At 72.9% G+C, this 17,934-nt stretch carries 1 protein-coding gene (only partly in view); it reads right to left on the bottom strand.

The annotated features are described in order from the left end of the window. On the bottom strand, positions 1–17,934 hold the 3' portion of the coding sequence (locus tag AC4IHM_RS03400; RefSeq protein ID WP_490865592.1) for an SDR family NAD(P)-dependent oxidoreductase. The gene runs 13,740 nt beyond the window's last position; only the last 17,934 of its 31,674 coding nucleotides appear in the window; the start codon falls outside the window, past its right edge; it ends in the stop codon at positions 1–3.

The raw sequence follows: 17,934 nt of genomic DNA on the forward strand, positions 1-17,934 counted from the left end.
TCAGGACAGGCCCAGCTCGTTGTCGAGCAGGTCGAACATGTCCTCGTCGGAGGCGGAGTCGAAGTCGAAGGACTCCTTCTCGTCCTTCTTCGCGGCGTCGGAGTCGGCCCGCGTCTCCTGCCACTTGCCGCGCAGCACCTCCAGTCGGCCCGCGACCTGCTCGAACAGCTCAGGCCCGGCCTCGACCCCGGCCAACGCCCGTTCCAGCCTGTCCAGTTCGGCGAGGACTGCGGCGGGACCGCCGGCCGGCGCGGGCGCCACCCGGGTGTGCAGGTGGGCGACGAGTTCGCTGGGGGTCGGGTAGTCGAACAGCAGGGTGGCCGGCAGCCGGACGCCGGTGAGGGCGCCGAGCCGGTTGCGCAGTTCGACGGAGGTCAGCGAGTCGAAGCCGAGGTCCTGGAAGGCGCGGGTCGGTTCCACGTCGGCCAGGCCGGCATGGCCGAGCACGGTGGCGATCTGACCCCGCACCAGGTCGAGCAGGACCTCCTGGCCCTCGGCCGGGGTGAGTCCGCCGAGCCGCTGCGCGAGTCCGGCGGCAGCGGCGGCGCCCTGGGCCGTGGCGGACCGCCGGGCGGCCGGGGTCCGGATCAGTGACCGGAACAGCGGCGGCACCTCGCCCAGGGCACGCAGCGCGCCGAGGTCGAGCCGCACCGGCAGGACGGCCGGGGCGGTGTCGGGCGCCGCGGTCAGGGCGTCGAACAGCGCAAGGCCCTGTTCGGGCGCCATCGGGGGCATGCCCGCGCGGGTCATCCGGGCGATCTCCGCGTCGGTGAGTTCGCCGGTCATGCCGCTCCCTCGGGTCCATGGGCCCCAGGCCATCGACACCGCGGGCAGTCCGCGGTCCCCGCGGTGGCGGGCGAGGGCGTCGAGGAAGGCGTTGCCCGCCGCGTAGTTGGCCTGTCCGGCGCTGCCGAGGGTGCCCGCCACGGAGGAGAACAGCACGAACGCGTCGAGGTCCGCCTCGGCGGTGGCCTCGTGCAGATGCCAGGCGGCGTCCGCCTTGGGCCGCAGCACGCGGGCGAGCCGTTCCGGGGTGAGCGAGGGGAGCGTCCCGTCGTCCAGGACACCGGCCGCGTGGATCACGGCACGCAGCGGACGGTCGGCCGGCACGTCGGCGAGCAGGGCGTCGAGGGCCGCGCGGTCGCCCACGTCGCAGGCGGCGACGGTGACGGTGGCGCCCGCCTCCTCCAGGGCCGCGGCGAGGTCGCCGGCCCCCTCGGCGGCCGGACCGCGCCGGCTGACCAGGAGCAGGTTCCGTACACCGCGGTCGGTGACGAGGTGGCGTGCCACGGCGGCGCCGAGACCGCCGGTGCCGCCGGTGACCAGGACGGTGCCCCGCGGGTCCCAGCCGGCCGGTTCGTCGACGGCCGGCGGGGCCGTCCGGGTCAGCCGGGGCGCGAGCAGCCGTCCCTCGCGCACCGCGAGCTGCGGTTCGTCGCAGGCCAGGGCCTCCCGCGCCGGGGCGGCGTCCAGGGTGCCGGTCCCGGCCGCCAGGTCGAGCAGGACGAACCGGCCGGGGCTCTCGGCCTGGGCGGCCCGCACCAGGCCCCAGACCGCCGCGGCGGCGGGGTCGGCTCCGTCGGTGGCGCCGCGGGTGACGACGACCAGCCGGGAGTCGGCGTACCGTTCTTCGGCCGACCAGGCCCGCAAGGTCTCCAGGACCCGGGCGGTCACCGTGTGCGCGGCGGCCGCCCGGTCGCCGCCGTCGCCGGTGGCCACCGGAAGCAGCACCACGGGCGGGGCGGTGTCGCCCAGATCGGCGAGGCCGGGCGCGTGCGCGGCGTCGAGGTCCCCGACGTGGGCGGTGTCGGGACCGAGCACGGTGACCGGACCGCTCTGTGTGCCGCCCCGCGCGGCGCCGGCCGGGGCGGGCGTCCACTCCAGGGCGAAGAGCGCGTCGCTTCCGGCGGCGCCGGCCCGGCCGAGCTGTCCGGCGGCCAGCGGCCGGGTCACCAGGGAGCGGACCTCGGCGACGGGCGCCCCGGCGGTGTCGGCGACGGCGATCGCGAGGGTGCCGTCGTCGGCGCGGGACAGCCGCAGCCGTACCGCGGAGGCGCCCACGGCGTGCACGGACACCCCGTTCCAGGAGAACGGCACCTCGCCCGCCCCGGAGCCGTCCCCGTCGCCGCCCAGCGCGGTGGCGTGCAGGCCGGCGTCGAACAGGGCCGGGTGCAGGGTGAACGGGGCGCCGTCGGTGCCGTCGGGCAGGGCGGCCTCGGCGAAGATCTCGCCGTCGCGGCTCCAGGCGGCGCGCAGTCCGCGGAAGACGGGCCCGTAGGCGAACCCGGCGTCCTCGAAGCGCTCGTAGAGGCCGTCAACGTCGAGGGGTTCGGCGTTCCGCGGCGGCCACACCGTGGCGTCGAAGCCTGCGGTGGGGCTGTCCGCCGGGCCGGACGCCAGGAGGCCTTCGGCGTGGGTGGTCCAGGGGGCGCCGGAGTCGTCGGCGGGCCGGGAGTGGACGGCCAGGGTCCGCCGTCCGGACTCGTCGGCGGCGCCCACGCCGACCTGCACCTGTACGGTGCCCCGCTCGGGCAGGACCAGCGGTGCGGCGAGGGTCAGTTCCTCGACCCGGTCGCAGCCGAGGGCCGTACCGGCGTGGACGGCGAGTTCCAGCAGGGCGGTGCCGGGCACCAGGACGGCGCCCATGACCCGGTGGTCGGCGATCCAGCGGTGGGTGCCCTGGGAGAGGCGGCCGGTGAACAGGTGCCCGTCGGTGCCGGCGAGTTCCACCGCGCCGCCGAGCAGCGGGTGGTCGGCGGGGGCGAGCCCGGCGGCCTCGGCCCCGGCGCCGAGCGTCACCATGCCGTCGGGCCAGAAGCGGCGCCGCTGGAAGGCGTAGGTGGGGAGGTCGACGCGGTGGGCGCCGAGTCCGGCGAAGAACGCGGCCCAGTCGACGGCGACGCCGTGGCCGTGGAGCCGGGCGAGCGCGTCGACCAGTGTGTCCTCCCCGGCGGCGGTGCGGCGTTGGGCGGCGACGGTGACCGCGTCCTCGGGAAGGCTCTCGCGTGCCATGGCGCAGGCGACGCCGTCCGGGCCGAGTTCGAGGAAGCGGGTGGCCCCGGCCTCGTGCAGGGTGCGTACGCCGTCGGCGAAGCGGACGGCCTCGCGGACGTGGCGGACCCAGTAGTCGGCGGAGCACAGTTCCTCGGCGCTCGCGGTGGCCCCGGTGAGGTTGGAGACGACCGGGAGGGCGGGCGGCTGCGGGGAGAGGCCGGCGACGACCTTCCGGAACTCCTCCAGCATCGGTTCCATCAGCGGCGAGTGAAAGGCGTGCGACACGCGCAGGGCAGTCGTACGGCGGCCGAGACCGCGCAGGGCGTCGGTCGCCTTCTCGACGGCCTCGGCGGTGCCGGACACCACCACGGAATCGGGTCCGTTGACGGCGGCCACCGCGGCATCCTCCGTGAGGTGGGTCAGCACCTCCTCCTCGGTGGCCCGGACGGCGGCCATGGCGCCGCCCTCGGGCAGGGCCTGCATCAGCCGGCCGCGCGCGGCGACCAGGGCGCAGGCGTCGTCGAGGGAGAACACCCCGGCGACATGCGCGGCGGCGATCTCGCCGATCGAGTGCCCGGCCACCAGGTCGGGGACGACACCCCACGAGGCCAGCAGCCGGTGCAGGGCCACGCCCAGCGCGAAGAGCGCCGCCTGGGCGTACGCGGTGGCGTTCAGGGCGTCCTCGTCGTCGCCCCACATCACCTCGCGCAGCGGCCGTTCCAGGTGTTCGTCCAGTCCGGCGCACACCGCGTCGAAGGCCTCGGCGAACACCGGGAACCGGTGGTACAGGTCGCGGCCCATGCCGAGCCGCTGCGAGCCCTGGCCCGGGAACAGCACGGCGAGCAGGCCCTCGCCCGCCGTCGTCGCGGGCTCCTCGCCGCGGGCGACGGCGCCGAGCGCGGCGAGCAGTCCTGCGCGGTCCGTGCCGGTGACCGCGACGCGGTGCTCGAAGGCCGTGCGGGCGGTGGCGAGGGTGTACGCGGTGTCCAGGACCCGGGCGTCGGGGGTGGCCTCCAGGTGGGCGAGGAGGCGGGCGGCCTGGGCGCGCAGGGCGTCGTGGTCGCGGGCCGACAGCAGCCACGGGACGACGGGGGCCGAGTCCCCGGTACCGCCTGTGGCGCCGGTGGCCGGCTGCGCCGGTGCGGCCGGTGGGGCGGAGGCGGGCGCCTGCTCGACGATGACGTGCGCGTTGGTGCCGCTGAGCCCGAAGGAGGAGACACCGGCACGGCGGGGGCGGCCCGTGTCGTGCCAGGGGCGGGCCTCGGTGAGCAGTTCCACCGAGCCGGTGGTCCAGTCGACCTGGTCGCTGGGCGCGTCCACGTTGAGGGTGGCGGGCAGCAGCCCGTTGCGCAGGGCCATCACCATCTTGATGACGCCGGCGACACCGGCGGCGGCCTGGGTGTGTCCGATGTTCGACTTGACGGAGCCGAGCAGGAGCGGCCGTCCGGGCTCGCGGTCCCTGCCGTACGTCGCCAGCAACGCCTGTGCCTCGATGGGGTCGCCGAGCGTGGTTCCGGTGCCGTGTGCCTCGACCGCGTCGATCTGGTCGGCGGCGAGGCGGGCGTTGGCGAGGGCCTGCCGGATGACCCGGCGCTGGGAGGGGCCGTTGGGCGCGGTGAGGCCGTTGCTGGCGCCGTCCTGGTTGACGGCGGAGCCCCGGACCACGGCGAGGACCTCATGCCCGTTGCGCAGGGCGTCGGAGAGCCGTTCGACGACGAGGAAGCCGGCGCCCTCGGAGAAGCCGGTGCCGTCCGCCGCGGCGGCGAACGACTTGCAGCGGCCGTCGGGGGCGAGACCGCCCTGGCGTCCGAACTCGGCGAACACGGCGGGCGTCGACAGCACGGTGACACCGCCGGTGACCGCGAGCGAGCAGTCGCCCTGCCGGAGCGCCTGCACCGCGAGGTGCAGGGCGACGAGCGAGGAGGAGCAGGCGGTGTCGACGGAGACCGCGGGGCCCTCAAGTCCGAGCTTGTAGGCGACCCGTCCGGTGACGACGCTGCCGTTGCCGTCGCTGCCCGGGTAGTCGTGGTACATCACGCCGGCGAACACGCCGGTGCGGCTGCCCTTGAGGGACGTGGGGTCGATGCCCGCACGTTCCAGGGCCTCCCAGGAGGTCTCCAGCGCGAGGCGCTGCTGCGGGTCCATGCCGAGGGCCTCGCGCGGCGAGATGCCGAAGAAGCCGGGGTCGAAGTCGGCCGCCCCTTCGAGGAAGCCGCCCTCCCTGGCGTACAGGCCGTCGGGGTCGCGGTGTTCGGGGTCGCGCAGGATCGACAGGTCCCAGCCGCGGTCCTCGGGGAACGGCACGATGGCGTCCTGGCCGGAGGTGACCAGGCGCCACAGGTCCTCGGGCGAGCTGACCCCGCCCGGGTAGCGGCAGGCCATGCCGACGATGGCGATCGGCTCGTGCCGGGCCGCGGTGAGCCTGCGGTTGTCGCGGCGCAGCCGGGCGGTCTCGGCACGGGCGGCGGGTCCGGCGCCGTCGGGGAGGTCGTCTTCGAGGTCGGGTGCGTCCTGGTCGAGGGAGTCGAGGAGGGCGTCCCGGTCCGCGTCGCCGAACTCGCCGTTCTCTCCGGCGAGTTCGAGCAGGGTGTCCATCAGTCCGGCGTCGCGCAGCCGCCTGGCCGGGATCGAGGACAGGGCACGGCGTACGCCGTCCTCGGCGCCGTCGGCGCTGCCGTCCGCCCCGGCTTGCGGGAACGCGGCGGCGAGTTCCTCCTCGATGACCTCGGTGACGGCGAGGGCGTTGGGGTGGTCGAAGACGAGGGTGGCGGGGAGCCGCAGCCCGGTGAGGGTGTTGAGGTGGTTGCGCAGTTCGGTCGCGGCCAGCGAGTCGAAGCCCAACTCCTGGAACGCCCGGTCCGCACCGATCGCCTCCGCAGACCCATGCCCCAGCACCGCCGCGACCTGCGACCGCACCAGATGCAGGACGGTCCGGTGCCGCTCCGCCTCCGAAAGAGCGGCCAGCCGTTGCGCGGGCGACTCGTCCGAGGAGCCCCCGGTGACGGTTCCGGCGACGGCCGCGGTACGACGGGCCGGCGCCAGGGCGCGCAGCAGAGCGGGGATGTCGTCGGTGCGGGTGCGCAGGGCGGTGGTGTCGACCCGCAGGGGAACCACCGTCGCCTCCGACCGGTCCAACCCCGCCGCGAACAACGCCAGTCCCGCATCGCGCGACAACAACGGAAGACCCTGCGACGCCATCCGACGCCGGTCCACCTCCGACAAGAACTCACCCAACCCCCCACCCACATCCCAGAACCCGAACGCCATCGACGTACCCACCAGACCCTCGGCCCGACGACGCGCCGCCACCGCATCCAAAAACACATTCGCCGCCGCATAGTTGCCCTGACCAGCCGTCAGAACCAGACCACCCGCCGACGACACCAACACAAACGCCGCCAACTCCACACCCACCGTCGCCTCATGCAACCACCACGCCGCATCCGCCTTCGCACCCAACACCGAATCCAACCGCTCCCCCGACAACGCACCCACCAGAGCGTTGTCACCCACACCCGCCGCATGCACCACCCCCAACAGACCACGACCCGACACCAACGAACCCACCAACCCCACCAACGCCCCACGATCCGACACATCACACGCCACCACCTCCACCGCAGCACCCCACCCACGCAACTCCGCCACCAACGCCTCCGCACCCGGAGCACCCACACCCCGACGCGACACCAACACCAGATCACGCACACCACGCTCCACCACCAGATACCGCGCCATCACCGCACCCAGACCACCCGTACCACCCGTCACCAACACCGCACCCTCACCATCCAACGACGGCACCTCAACCCGCTCCCCCCCAAGACGACTCAGACGCGGGACCAACACCTCCCCCTCACGCACCGCGACCTCGGACTCACCCGAAACCACCACCGCCACCGCACGCCCCACCGCATCCACACCCGCACCCACCGCAACATCCGCCAACCCGAACCGACCCGGATTCTCCGCCAACGCCGCACGCACCAACCCCCACACAGGAGCCGACACCACATCACCCACACCACCACCCACCGGCACCGCACCCCGCGTCACCACCACCAGACGCGACGAACCAAACCGCTCATCACCCAACCACTCCTGCACCACCCCAAGAACACGCCCCAGAACCGACCGCACCCCCACCGGAACATCCACCCCAACCGGCGCCTCCACCTCCAGCACCACCACACCCGGCACCACACCCGAACCCGAAGCCGACACATCGGCCCACGAGGCCATGTCCACAACGGCGGTGGTGTCCACCGACACCGGCATCCAGTCGATGCCGTAGAGTGCGCCCGCGTCCGGAGACGCGGAGCCCAACTGGTCGGCGGAGACCGGGCGGCCGACCATGGAGCCCACGGTCAGGACAGGCGCCCCGGTCACATCGGCGACGCGGATGTCCATGCCGCCGTCCTCGGCGGTGGCGATCCGGACGCGGACCGCGGCGGCGCCCACGGCGTGCAGGGTGACTCGGTTCCAGGCGAAGGGGATCACCGTGTCGCCGTCACCCTGGTCCTGGACGTCGCCGGTGCTGTCGTTGAGGATCGCGGCGTGCATGGAGGCGTCCAGCAGCGCGGGGTGCAGTCCGTAGCGGCCCGCCTCCTCGGCGGCCTCCTCGGGCAGCGCGACTTCCGCGAACAGTTCCGCGCCCCTGCGCCAGGCCTTGTGAAGCCCCTGGAACACCGGCCCGTAGCCGTAACCACGGTCACGGAAGACGTCGTAGGCGTGCTCGACGGGCACCACCTCGGCGCCCGCCGGAGGCCACTGCGCCAGAGCGGTCCCCACCGCCGCGGGCCCGTCCGTGAGGAAGCCGGTGGCGTGGGTGGCCCAGTCCTGTTCGGTGCCCTCGGGGCGGGAGTAGACGGCGACGGTACGACGTTCCGAGGTGCGCGGTCCGACGACGACGCGGACCTGGGCGCCGCCCCGCTCGGGCAGTACCAGCGGCGCGGCGAGGGTCAGCTCGTCCAGTGTCGGGCAGTCCACGGACTCCCCGGCGGCGAGGGCGAGTTCGACGAGGACGGCGCCGGGCAGCAGTACGCGTCCGAGGACCACGTGGTCGGCCAGCCACGGCTGTGCCTCCACCGACAGCCGGCCCGTCAGTACCGCGCCGCCGGAGTCGGGCAGCGTCACCGCGGCGGCCAGCAGCGGATGGTCGAAGGTGTCGAGTCCGGCGCTTGCCGCGGCGGGGCCGCCGTCGGTCGCGGTCAGCCAGTAGCGCTGCCGCTGGAAGGCGTACGTCGGCAGCTCGACGGCACGTGCGCCGCTCCCGGTGAAGAAACCGGCCCAGTCGACCGTCGTGCCGGCGGTGTGCAGGTGGGCGAGGGCGCCGAGGACCGCCTCGGTCTCGGGGCGGTTCTTGCGGGCGGTCGGGACCAGCAGGACGGCGGTGTCCGCCTGGTCGTCCAGGCAGGTGCGGGCCATGCCGGTGAGGACGGCCTCGGGGCCGATCTCGACGCAGCGGTCCACGCCGGCGGTGCGCAGGGCGCGTATGCCGTCGGCGAAGCGGACGGCCTCGCGGACATGGGTCACCCAGTAGGCGGGGTCGGTCAGTTCGCCGGCCTCGGCGACACGGCCGGTCACGTTCGACACGACCGGCAGCCGGGGCGCACCGTAGGACAGCCGGTCGGCTGCCTCACGGAACTCGGCGAGCATGGGTTCCATCAGCGGGGAGTGGAACGCGTGCGAGACCCGGAGTGCGCTCACCCTCCGTCCCTGCGCACGGAAGTGGTCGGCGACAGCTCGGACCGCGTCCTCTCGTCCCGAGAGCACCACCGACGTGGGGCCGTTGACGGCGGCGAGGGACAACTCGTCGGTGAGGTGCGGCAGCAGTTCGTCCTCGGTGGCCTCGACGGCCGTCATCGCGCCACCCTCGGGCAACGCCTGCATCAGCCGGCCGCGCGCCGCCACCAGCGCGCAGGCGTCGGCGAGGGAGAACACCCCGGCGACATGCGCGGCAGCCACCTCGCCGATCGAGTGACCGGCCACCAGGTCGGGGACGACACCCCATGAGGTGAGCAGCCGGTGCAGGGCCACCTCGAAGGCGAACAGGGCGGGTTGGGCGTACGCGGTGGCGTTCAGGGCGTCCTCGTCGTCGCCCCACATCACCTCGCGCAGTGGCCGTTCCAGGTGCTCGTCGAGTCCGGCGCAGACCGCGTCGAAGGCCTCGGCGAACGCGGGGAAGGCGTCGTACAGGCTTCGGCCCATGCCGAGGCGCTGCGCGCCCTGTCCGGTGAAGAGGAACGCGGTGGTGCCCGTGGACCGGGCGGTGCCGGTCGTCACGGCGGGGCTCCGGTCGCCGGTGGCGAGGGCGCGCAGTCCGCCGAGGAGTTCCTGCCGGTCGGCGCCGAGCACGACCGCGCGGGACTCCAGCGCCGTACGGGCGGTGGCGAGGGTGTACGCCGTGTCCAGGGCGTTCGTGCCGGGCGCGGTCTCCAGGTGGGCCAGGAGGCGGGCGGCCTGGGCGCGCAGGGCCTCCGGGGTCGCGCCGCCGACCGTCCACGGCAGCAGCGCGGGCGCGCGGTCGGCCGGGGCGGGGCGCGGGGCGTCCTCGGCCGGGGCCGCGGGGCCCTGTTCCAGGACCACGTGCGCGTTGGTGCCGCTGAGGCCGAACGCCGAGACGCTGGCGCGGCGCGGATGGTCGGTGACCGGCCACGGGCGGTCCTCGGTGACCAGTTCGGCGCGGCCCTCGGTCCAGTCCACGTGTGGCGACGGACGGTCCACGTGAAGGGTGCGCGGCACCACGCCGTGCTCCATCGCCATGACCATCTTGATGACGCCGGCGACACCGGCGGCGGCCTGCGCGTGCCCGATGTTCGACTTGATCGAGCCGAGCAGGAGCGGCCGGTCCTCGGGCCGGTCCTGGCCGTAGGTGGCGAGGAGCGCCTGTGCCTCGATCGGGTCTCCCAGGCTGGTGCCGGTGCCGTGCGCCTCGACCACGTCGACCTCGGGTGCGGCGATCCCGGCGCCCTGGAGCGCCTGCCGGATGACCCGCTGCTGCGAGGGGCCGTTGGGCGCCGTGAAGCCGTTGGAGGCGCCGTCCTGGTTGACGGCCGTCCCCTTGACGACGGCGAGCACGCGGTGTCCGTTGCGTACGGCGTCCGACAGCCGCTCGACGAGGAGCACACCGACGCCCTCGGACCAGCCGACGCCGTCCGCGGCGCCCGCGAAGGCCTTGCAGCGGCCGTCGGCGGACAGCCCGCGCTGGCGGCTGAACTCGACGAACATGCCGGGCGTCGACATCACGGTGGCACCGCCGGCCACGGCGAGCGAGCACTCTCCGGAACGCAGCGCCTGCACCGCGAGGTGCAGCGCCACCAGGGAGGAGGAGCAGGCCGTGTCCACGGTGACGGCGGGGCCCTCCCAGCCGTAGGTGTAGGACAGCCGGCCGGAGACCACGCTGCCGCCCGCGGTGCCGGAGGGCGAGACGTTCAGTGCGTAGTCGTGGTACATCACGCCGGCGAACACTCCGGTGCGGCTGCCCTTGAGGGAGGTCGGGTCGATGCCCGCGCGCTCCAGGGCCTCCCAGGAGGTCTCCAGCAGCAACCGCTGTTGGGGGTCCATGTAGAGGGCCTCGCGGGGAGAAATCCCGAAGAAGCCGGGGTCGAACTGGGCGGCGTCGTGCAGGAAGCTGCCGCGCCGCGTGTAGCTCTTGCCCTCCTTGCCGGGCTCGGGGTCGTAGAGGTTCTCCACGTCCCAGCCGCGGTCGTCCGGGAGGTCGGAGACGGTGTCCACGCCGTCCATGACCAGGCGCCACAGGTCCTCGGGCGAGGTGACTCCGCCCGGGTAGCGGCAGGCCATGCCGACGATCGCGATCGGCTCGTCGTCGACGGCGGTCCCGCCGCCGGTGACGGGTGCGTCGGTCCGGTCGGTGCCGCCGCCGAGCCGCTTCACGATGTGTTCGGTGACGGCGAGGGCGTTGGGGTGGTCGAAGACGAGGGTGGCGGGGAGCCGCAGCCCGGTGAGGGTGTTCAGATGGTTGCGCAGTTCGGTCGCGGCCAACGAGTCGAAGCCCAACTCCTGGAACGCCCGGTCCGCACCGATCGCCTCCGCAGAGCCATGCCCCAGCACCGCCGCGACCTGCGACCGCACCAGATGCAGCACGGTCCGGTGCCGCTCCGCCTCCGGAAGAGCGGCCAGCCGGTCGGCAGTCGAGCCCTCGGTGTGCGCCGCCGTGACCACGGCCGCCGCCGAACGGCGCGTCGGGGCCAGCCCCTTCAGCAGCGCCGGCAGAGCATCGGTGCGGGTGCGCAGGGCGGTGGTGTCGACCCGCAGGGGAACCACCGTCGCCTCCGGCCGGTCCAACCCCGCCGCGAACAACGCCAGTCCCGCATCGCGCGACAACAACGGAAGACCCTGCGACGCCATCCGACGCCGGTCCACCTCCGACAAGAACTCACCCAACCCCCCACCCACATCCCAGAACCCGAACGCCATCGACGTACCCACCAGGCCCCCGGCCCGACGACGCGCCGCCACCGCATCCAAAAACACATTCGCCGCCGCATAGTTGCCCTGACCAGCCGTCAGAACCAGACCACCCGCCGACGACACCAGCACAAACGCCGCCAACTCCACACCAGCAGTCGCCTCATGCAACCACCACGCCGCATCCGCCTTCGCACCCAACACCGAATCCAACCGCTCCCCCGACAACGCACCCACCAGAGCGTTGTCACCCACACCCGCCGCATGCACCACCCCCAACAGACCACGACCCGACACCAACGAACCCACCAACCCCACCAACGCCCCACGATCCGACACATCACACGCCACCACCTCCACCGCAGCACCCCACCCACGCAACTCCGCCACCAACGCCTCCGCACCCGGAGCACCCACACCCCGACGCGACACCAACACCAGATCACGCACACCACGCTCCACCACCAGATACCGCGCCATCACCGCACCCAGACCACCCGTACCACCCGTCACCAACACCGCACCCTCACCATCCAACGACGGCACCTCAACCCGCTCCCCCCCAAGACGACTCAGACGGGGCACAAATACAACATCCTCACGCACCGCGACCTCGGACTCACCCGAAACCACCACCGCCACCGCACGCCCCACCGCATCCACACCCGCGCCCACCGCAACATCCGCCAACCCGAACCGACCCGGATTCTCCGCCAACGCCGCACGCACCAACCCCCACACAGGAGCCGACACCACATCACCAACACCACCCACCGGCACCGCACCCCGCGTCACCACCACCAGACGCGACGAACCAAACCGCTCATCACCCAACCACTCCTGCACCACCCCAAGAACACGCCCCAGAACCGACCGCACCCCCACCGGAACATCCACCCCAGCCGGCGCCTCCACCTCCAGCACCACCACACCAGGCACCACACCCGAACCCGACACCTCACCCCAGAAGGCCCAGGGCGTCGGGTCCGAAGCGGCAGAGGCCTCCACCGACACCGGCGTCCAGTCGATGCCGTAGAGCGCGCCCGCGTCCGGGGACGCGGAGCCCAACTGGTCGGCGGAGAGCGGCCGGCTCGCGATGGAGCCGACGGTCAGGACAGGCGCCCCGGTCACATCGGCGAGGGTGAGGGAGACGGCACGGCCGTCGAGGCGGCTGATCCGGACGCGGACCGCGGCGGCACCGACGGCGTGCAGGGTCACGTCGTTCCAGGCGAACGGGACGACCGTCTCGCCCTCCACCTCATTGAGGATGCCCGTGTGCATGGCTGCGTCGAGGATCGCCGGGTGCAGTCCGTAGCGGCCCGCCTCGCCGGCGGCGTCCTCGGGCAGCGCGACTTCCGCGAACAGTTCCTCGCCCCTGCGCCAGGCCTTGTGAAGCCCCTGGAACACCGGCCCGTAGCCGTAACCACGGTCACGGAAGACATCGTAGGCGTGCTCGACGGGCACCACCTCGGCGCCCGCCGGAGGCCACTGCGCCAGAGCGGTCCCCACCGCCGCGGGCCCGTCCGCGAGGAAGCCGGTGGCGTGGGTGGTCCACGGGGCGTCGCCCGCGTTCTCGGGACGGGAGTAGACGGTGACCGTACGGTGACCGTCCGCGTCCGGGCCCGCGACAACGCGGATCTGGACCGCGCCGTCCTCGGGCAGCACCAGGGGCGCGGCAAGGGTCAGTTCCTCCAGCGTGGCCGAGCCGACCGTCTCACCGGCGGCGAGGGCCAGCTCGACCAGGCCCGTGCCCGGGAGCAGTACGCGTCCGAGGACCACGTGGTCGGCAAGCCACGGCTGAGCGTCCACCGACAGCCGGCCCGTCAGTACCGCACCGTCGGAGTCGGGCAGCGTCACCACGGCGCCCAGCAGCGGATGGTCGGCCGCGTCGACGCCGGCGGACCGGGGGTCGGACGCGGCACGGACGGTGCCCTCGGGCCAGTAGCGCTGCCGCTGGAAGGCGTACGTCGGCAGCTCGACGGCACGTGCGCCGGTCCCGGCGAAGAATCCGGCCCAGTCGATGTCCACGCCCACGGTGTGGAGTCGGCCGAGCGCGGTGAACGCCGCCGCCACCTCCTCGCGGTCCTTGCGCAGCACCGGGACCAGGACCGCGTCCTCGCCCGCGCTCTCCCGCGCCATGCCACTCAGCACACCGTCGGGACCCAGCTCCACGAACCGCGACACACCCTCCGCGGCCAGAGCACGCACACCGTCGTCGAAACGCACCGCCTCACGGACATGCGTCACCCAGTAGTCCGGAGTGGCCAGTTCGCCCGCCCCGGCGATACGACCGGTCACATTCGATACCACCGGCACAACCGGCTCCGCGAACGACAACCCACCAAGGGCCGCACGGAAGTCGTCGAGCATGGGTTCCATCAGCGGGGAGTGGAACGCGTGCGAGACGCGGAGTGCGCTCACCCTCCGTCCCTGCGCACGGAAGTGGTCGGCGACGGCTCGGACCGCGTCCTCTCGTCCCGAGAGCACCACCGACGTGGGGCCATTGACGGCGGCGAGGGACAACTCGTCGGTGAGGTGCGGCAGCAGTTCGTCCTCGGTGGCCTCGACGGCCGTCATCGCGCCACCCTCGGGCAACGCCTGCATCAGCCGGCCACGCGCCGCCACCAGCGCGCAGGCGTCCTCAAGGGAGAACACCCCGGCGACATGCGCGGCAGCCACTTCGCCAATGGAGTGCCCGGCCACGAACTCAGGCCGCACACCCCACGACTCCACCAGCCGGAACAGCGCCACCTCCACAGCGAACAGCCCCGCCTGCGCGAACACCGTCCGGTTCAACAGCCCGGCGTCCTCACCCCACACCACATCCCGCACCGAACCATCCAGATGAGCATCCAACCCGGCACACACGGCGTCGAAGGACTCCGCGAACACCGGGAACCGGGCATACAACTCCCGCCCCATACCAAGCCGCTGAGACCCCTGACCGGAGAACAGGAACGCCGTACGACCGCCGGTAACCACACCCTCCACAACCCGGGCATCCGGCACACCCGACGCCAACGCACCAAGCGCCGCCAGCCGGTCACCACCACCCAGCACCACCGCACGATGATCGAAGGACGTACGACCCGACACCAACGAATACGCCACATCCAGCACACTCACCGAACCACCAGCCACAAACTCCCGCAGCCGCTCCGCCTGCCCCCGCAACGCCTCCCACGACCGACCCGACACAACCCACGGCACATCCCCCACCGACGACTCAACACGCCCCACCTCAGCAACCGGCTCGGCCTGTTCAAGAATCACGTGCGCATTGGTCCCACTGATACCGAAGGACGACACACCCGCCCGACGGACACGCCCCTCCCCCGGCCACGCCTGCTCACCGGTCAGCAACTCCACCGCACCCGCCGACCAGTCCACATGCGAACTGGGCGCATCCACGTGCAGAGTCCGCGGGAGTACACCGTGCCGCATCGCCATCACCATCTTGATGACACCCGCCACACCCGCAGCCGCCTGCGTATGCCCCAGATTCGACTTCACCGAACCCAGCCACAACGGACTCTCCACATCCCGGTCCCGGCCATACGTCGCCAGCAACGCCTGAGCCTCGATCGGATCACCCAGCGTCGTCCCCGTACCATGCGCCTCGACCACATCCACATCCCCGGCCGACAACCCACCACTCGCCAACGCCTGACGAATCACCCGCTGCTGCGACGGACCATTCGGCGCCGTCAACCCATTCGACGCACCATCCTGATTCACCGCCGAACCCCGCACCACCGCCAACACCCGATGCCCCAACCGACGAGCATCCGACAACCGCTCCAAGACGACCATGCCCACACCCTCCGACCAGCCGGCGCCGTCGGCGGAGTCGGAGAACGCCTTGCAGCGGCTGTCCGGGGAGAGGGCGCCCTGGCGGGAGAACTCGATGAAGGCGGTGGGCGTGGCCATGACGGTCACGCCACCGGCGACGGCGAGGGAGCACTCGCGCGACCGCAACGCCTGCGCCGCCCAGTGCATGGCGACGAGCGACGACGAGCACGCCGTGTCCACCGTCACCGCGGGACCCTCGAACCCGAACGTGTAGGAGACACGGCCGGACGCGATGCTGCCCGCGCTGCCGTTGCCTCGATAGCCCTCGTACTGCTCGTCGGCGAGGATGCTGCCGTAGTCGTTGTACATGACGCCGGCGAAGACGCCGGTCTGGCTGCCGCGCAGGGAGACCGGGTCCACACCCGCCCGCTCGATCGCCTCCCACGTCGTCTCCAACAGCAACCGCTGCTGCGCGTCCGTCGCCACCGCCTCACGCGGACTCATCCCGAAGAACTCCGGATCAAAACCCGCAGCCTCGTACAAGAACCCACCCGAACGCGTATACGTCGTACCCGGCACACCCCGGTCCTCGCTGTACAACGCATCCACATCCCAGCCACGGTCCGCCGGGAAATCACCCACCGCGTCCACACCCTCGGACACCACACGCCACAGGTCCTCCGGCGAAGACACCCCACCCGGATACCGGCACGCCATGCCGACGATCACCACCGGATCGTCCGCCACCGACGGCAACGACGCCACCGGTACGAGGGCGGCGGCCTCGGTGCCGAGGACGCTGTCGAGGAGGTGACCGGCGAGGAGGTCGGCGGTCGGGTAGTCGAAGACGACCGTGGCGGGCAGGCGCAGGCCGGTCGCCTTGCCGAGGCGGTTGCGCAGTTCCACCGCCGTCAGCGAGTCGAAGCCCAAGTCCTGGAAGGCGCGGTGGGGGTTCACGGTCTGGGCACCGGAGTGGCCCAGGACAACCGCGATCTGGCCGCGTACGAGGTCGAGCACGGTCTCGCGGCGTTCGGTCTCCGCGAGGCCGGCGAGACGCGCGGCGAGCCCGGCCGCGGTGGCGGAACCCGCCGCCGCGGCGGTGCGGCGCACCGGGGTACGGATCAGTCCGCTGAGCAGCGGGGGCACCTCGCCCTGGGCGCGCAGCGACGCGAGGTCGAGGTGGACGGGCAGGACGACGGGTTCACCGGAGGCGAGGGCCGCGTCGAACAGAGCCGTCCCCTGCTCCGCCGTCACCGGCGGCAGCCCCGAACGCGCGATACGACGACGATCCGTCTCCGACAGACCCTCCGTCATCCCTGCATCCTGAGCCCACGGACCCCACACCAACGACACAGCAGCAAGACCCAGACCCCGCCGATACTCCACCAACGCGTCCAGGAACACATTCCCCGCCGCATAAGCGGACTGCCCGGCACTCCCGAACACCCCCGCCACCGACGAGAAGACCACAAACGCCGCCAGATCCACACCCAACGTCGCCCGGTGCAGATTCCACGCCGCGTCCACCTTCGGACGCAACACACCCGACACCCGCTCACCCGACAACGACTCCAACAACCCGTCGTCCAACACACCCGCCGCATGCACCACCGCACACACCCCGTGCAGAGCGACCAGGTCGGCCACCGCGTCCGCGTCTGTCACGTCGCAGGCCTCGACGGACACCCGTGCGCCCGACTCCGACAGTTCGGCGACCAGTTCCGCCGCTCCCTCGGCGGCAGGACCGCGCCGGCTCACCAGCAGCAGGTCACGCACACCGTGCTCGAACACCAGATGCCGGGCCAGCACACGCCCGAGACCACCCGTCCCACCCGTCACCAGCACCGGGCCGGCGAGGTCGTCCCAGCTCGGCCCTGCGGCAGCCTCACCCGTGGTCACGCGGGCAAGCCGCGGCACCCGCACCTCGCCGTCGCGTACCGCCGCCTCCGGCTCGCCCGAGGCGAGGGCGGCCAGGACGACCGCAGCGTCGGCGTCGGCAGGGAGTTCCAGCAGGCCGAAACGGCCCGGGTGTTCAGAGATCGCGGACCTCACCAGGCCCCGGACGGGGGCGGCGGCGAGCCCCTCGGCCCCCTCGGCCGGGCGGGTGACGAACACCAGACGGGAGCCGGCGAACCGCTCCACGGCCAGCCACGACCGCACCAGGCCCAGGGCCCAGGAGGCGGCGGAGTGCGCGCTGTCCACCAGTTCGGCGTCGTCACCGGGCTCCGGGACGGCCACCAACACCGTGGTCGGCACCTCGTCCGCCACCGCCAGTTCCTCCAGCGTCGACAGGCCCACGGACCCGTCGCCGTCCGAATCCGACAGGCCCGCGATTCCGTGTCCGTCGCCGAGGTCCAGGGCGGTCACCGCTCCCGGCTCTACGGCGCCCTCCACGGTCCGCGCCGGTACCCATTCGACCTGGAACAGGGTGTCCCGCGCGGGGGTGTTGAGCTGCGCGGCCGTCAACGGCCGTACGGTCAGGGAGCGTACGGTCGCCACCGGCTCACCCGCCGGGTCGGCCAGGTCGAGGGCCATGGTGCCGTCGGTGTCGCGGGTGAGCCTGGCCCGCAGGGCGGACGCCCCGGAGGCGTGCAGACCGACTCCTCCCCAGGAGAACGGGACTCCGCCATGGCCCTCGTCGTCGAGCGCGAAGGCGTGCAGCGCGGCGTCGAAGAGTGCCGGGTGCAGGCCGAAGGCGCTGCCGTCGGTCCCGTCGTC

Source organism: Streptomyces sp. SL06 (genome assembly GCF_058244745.1).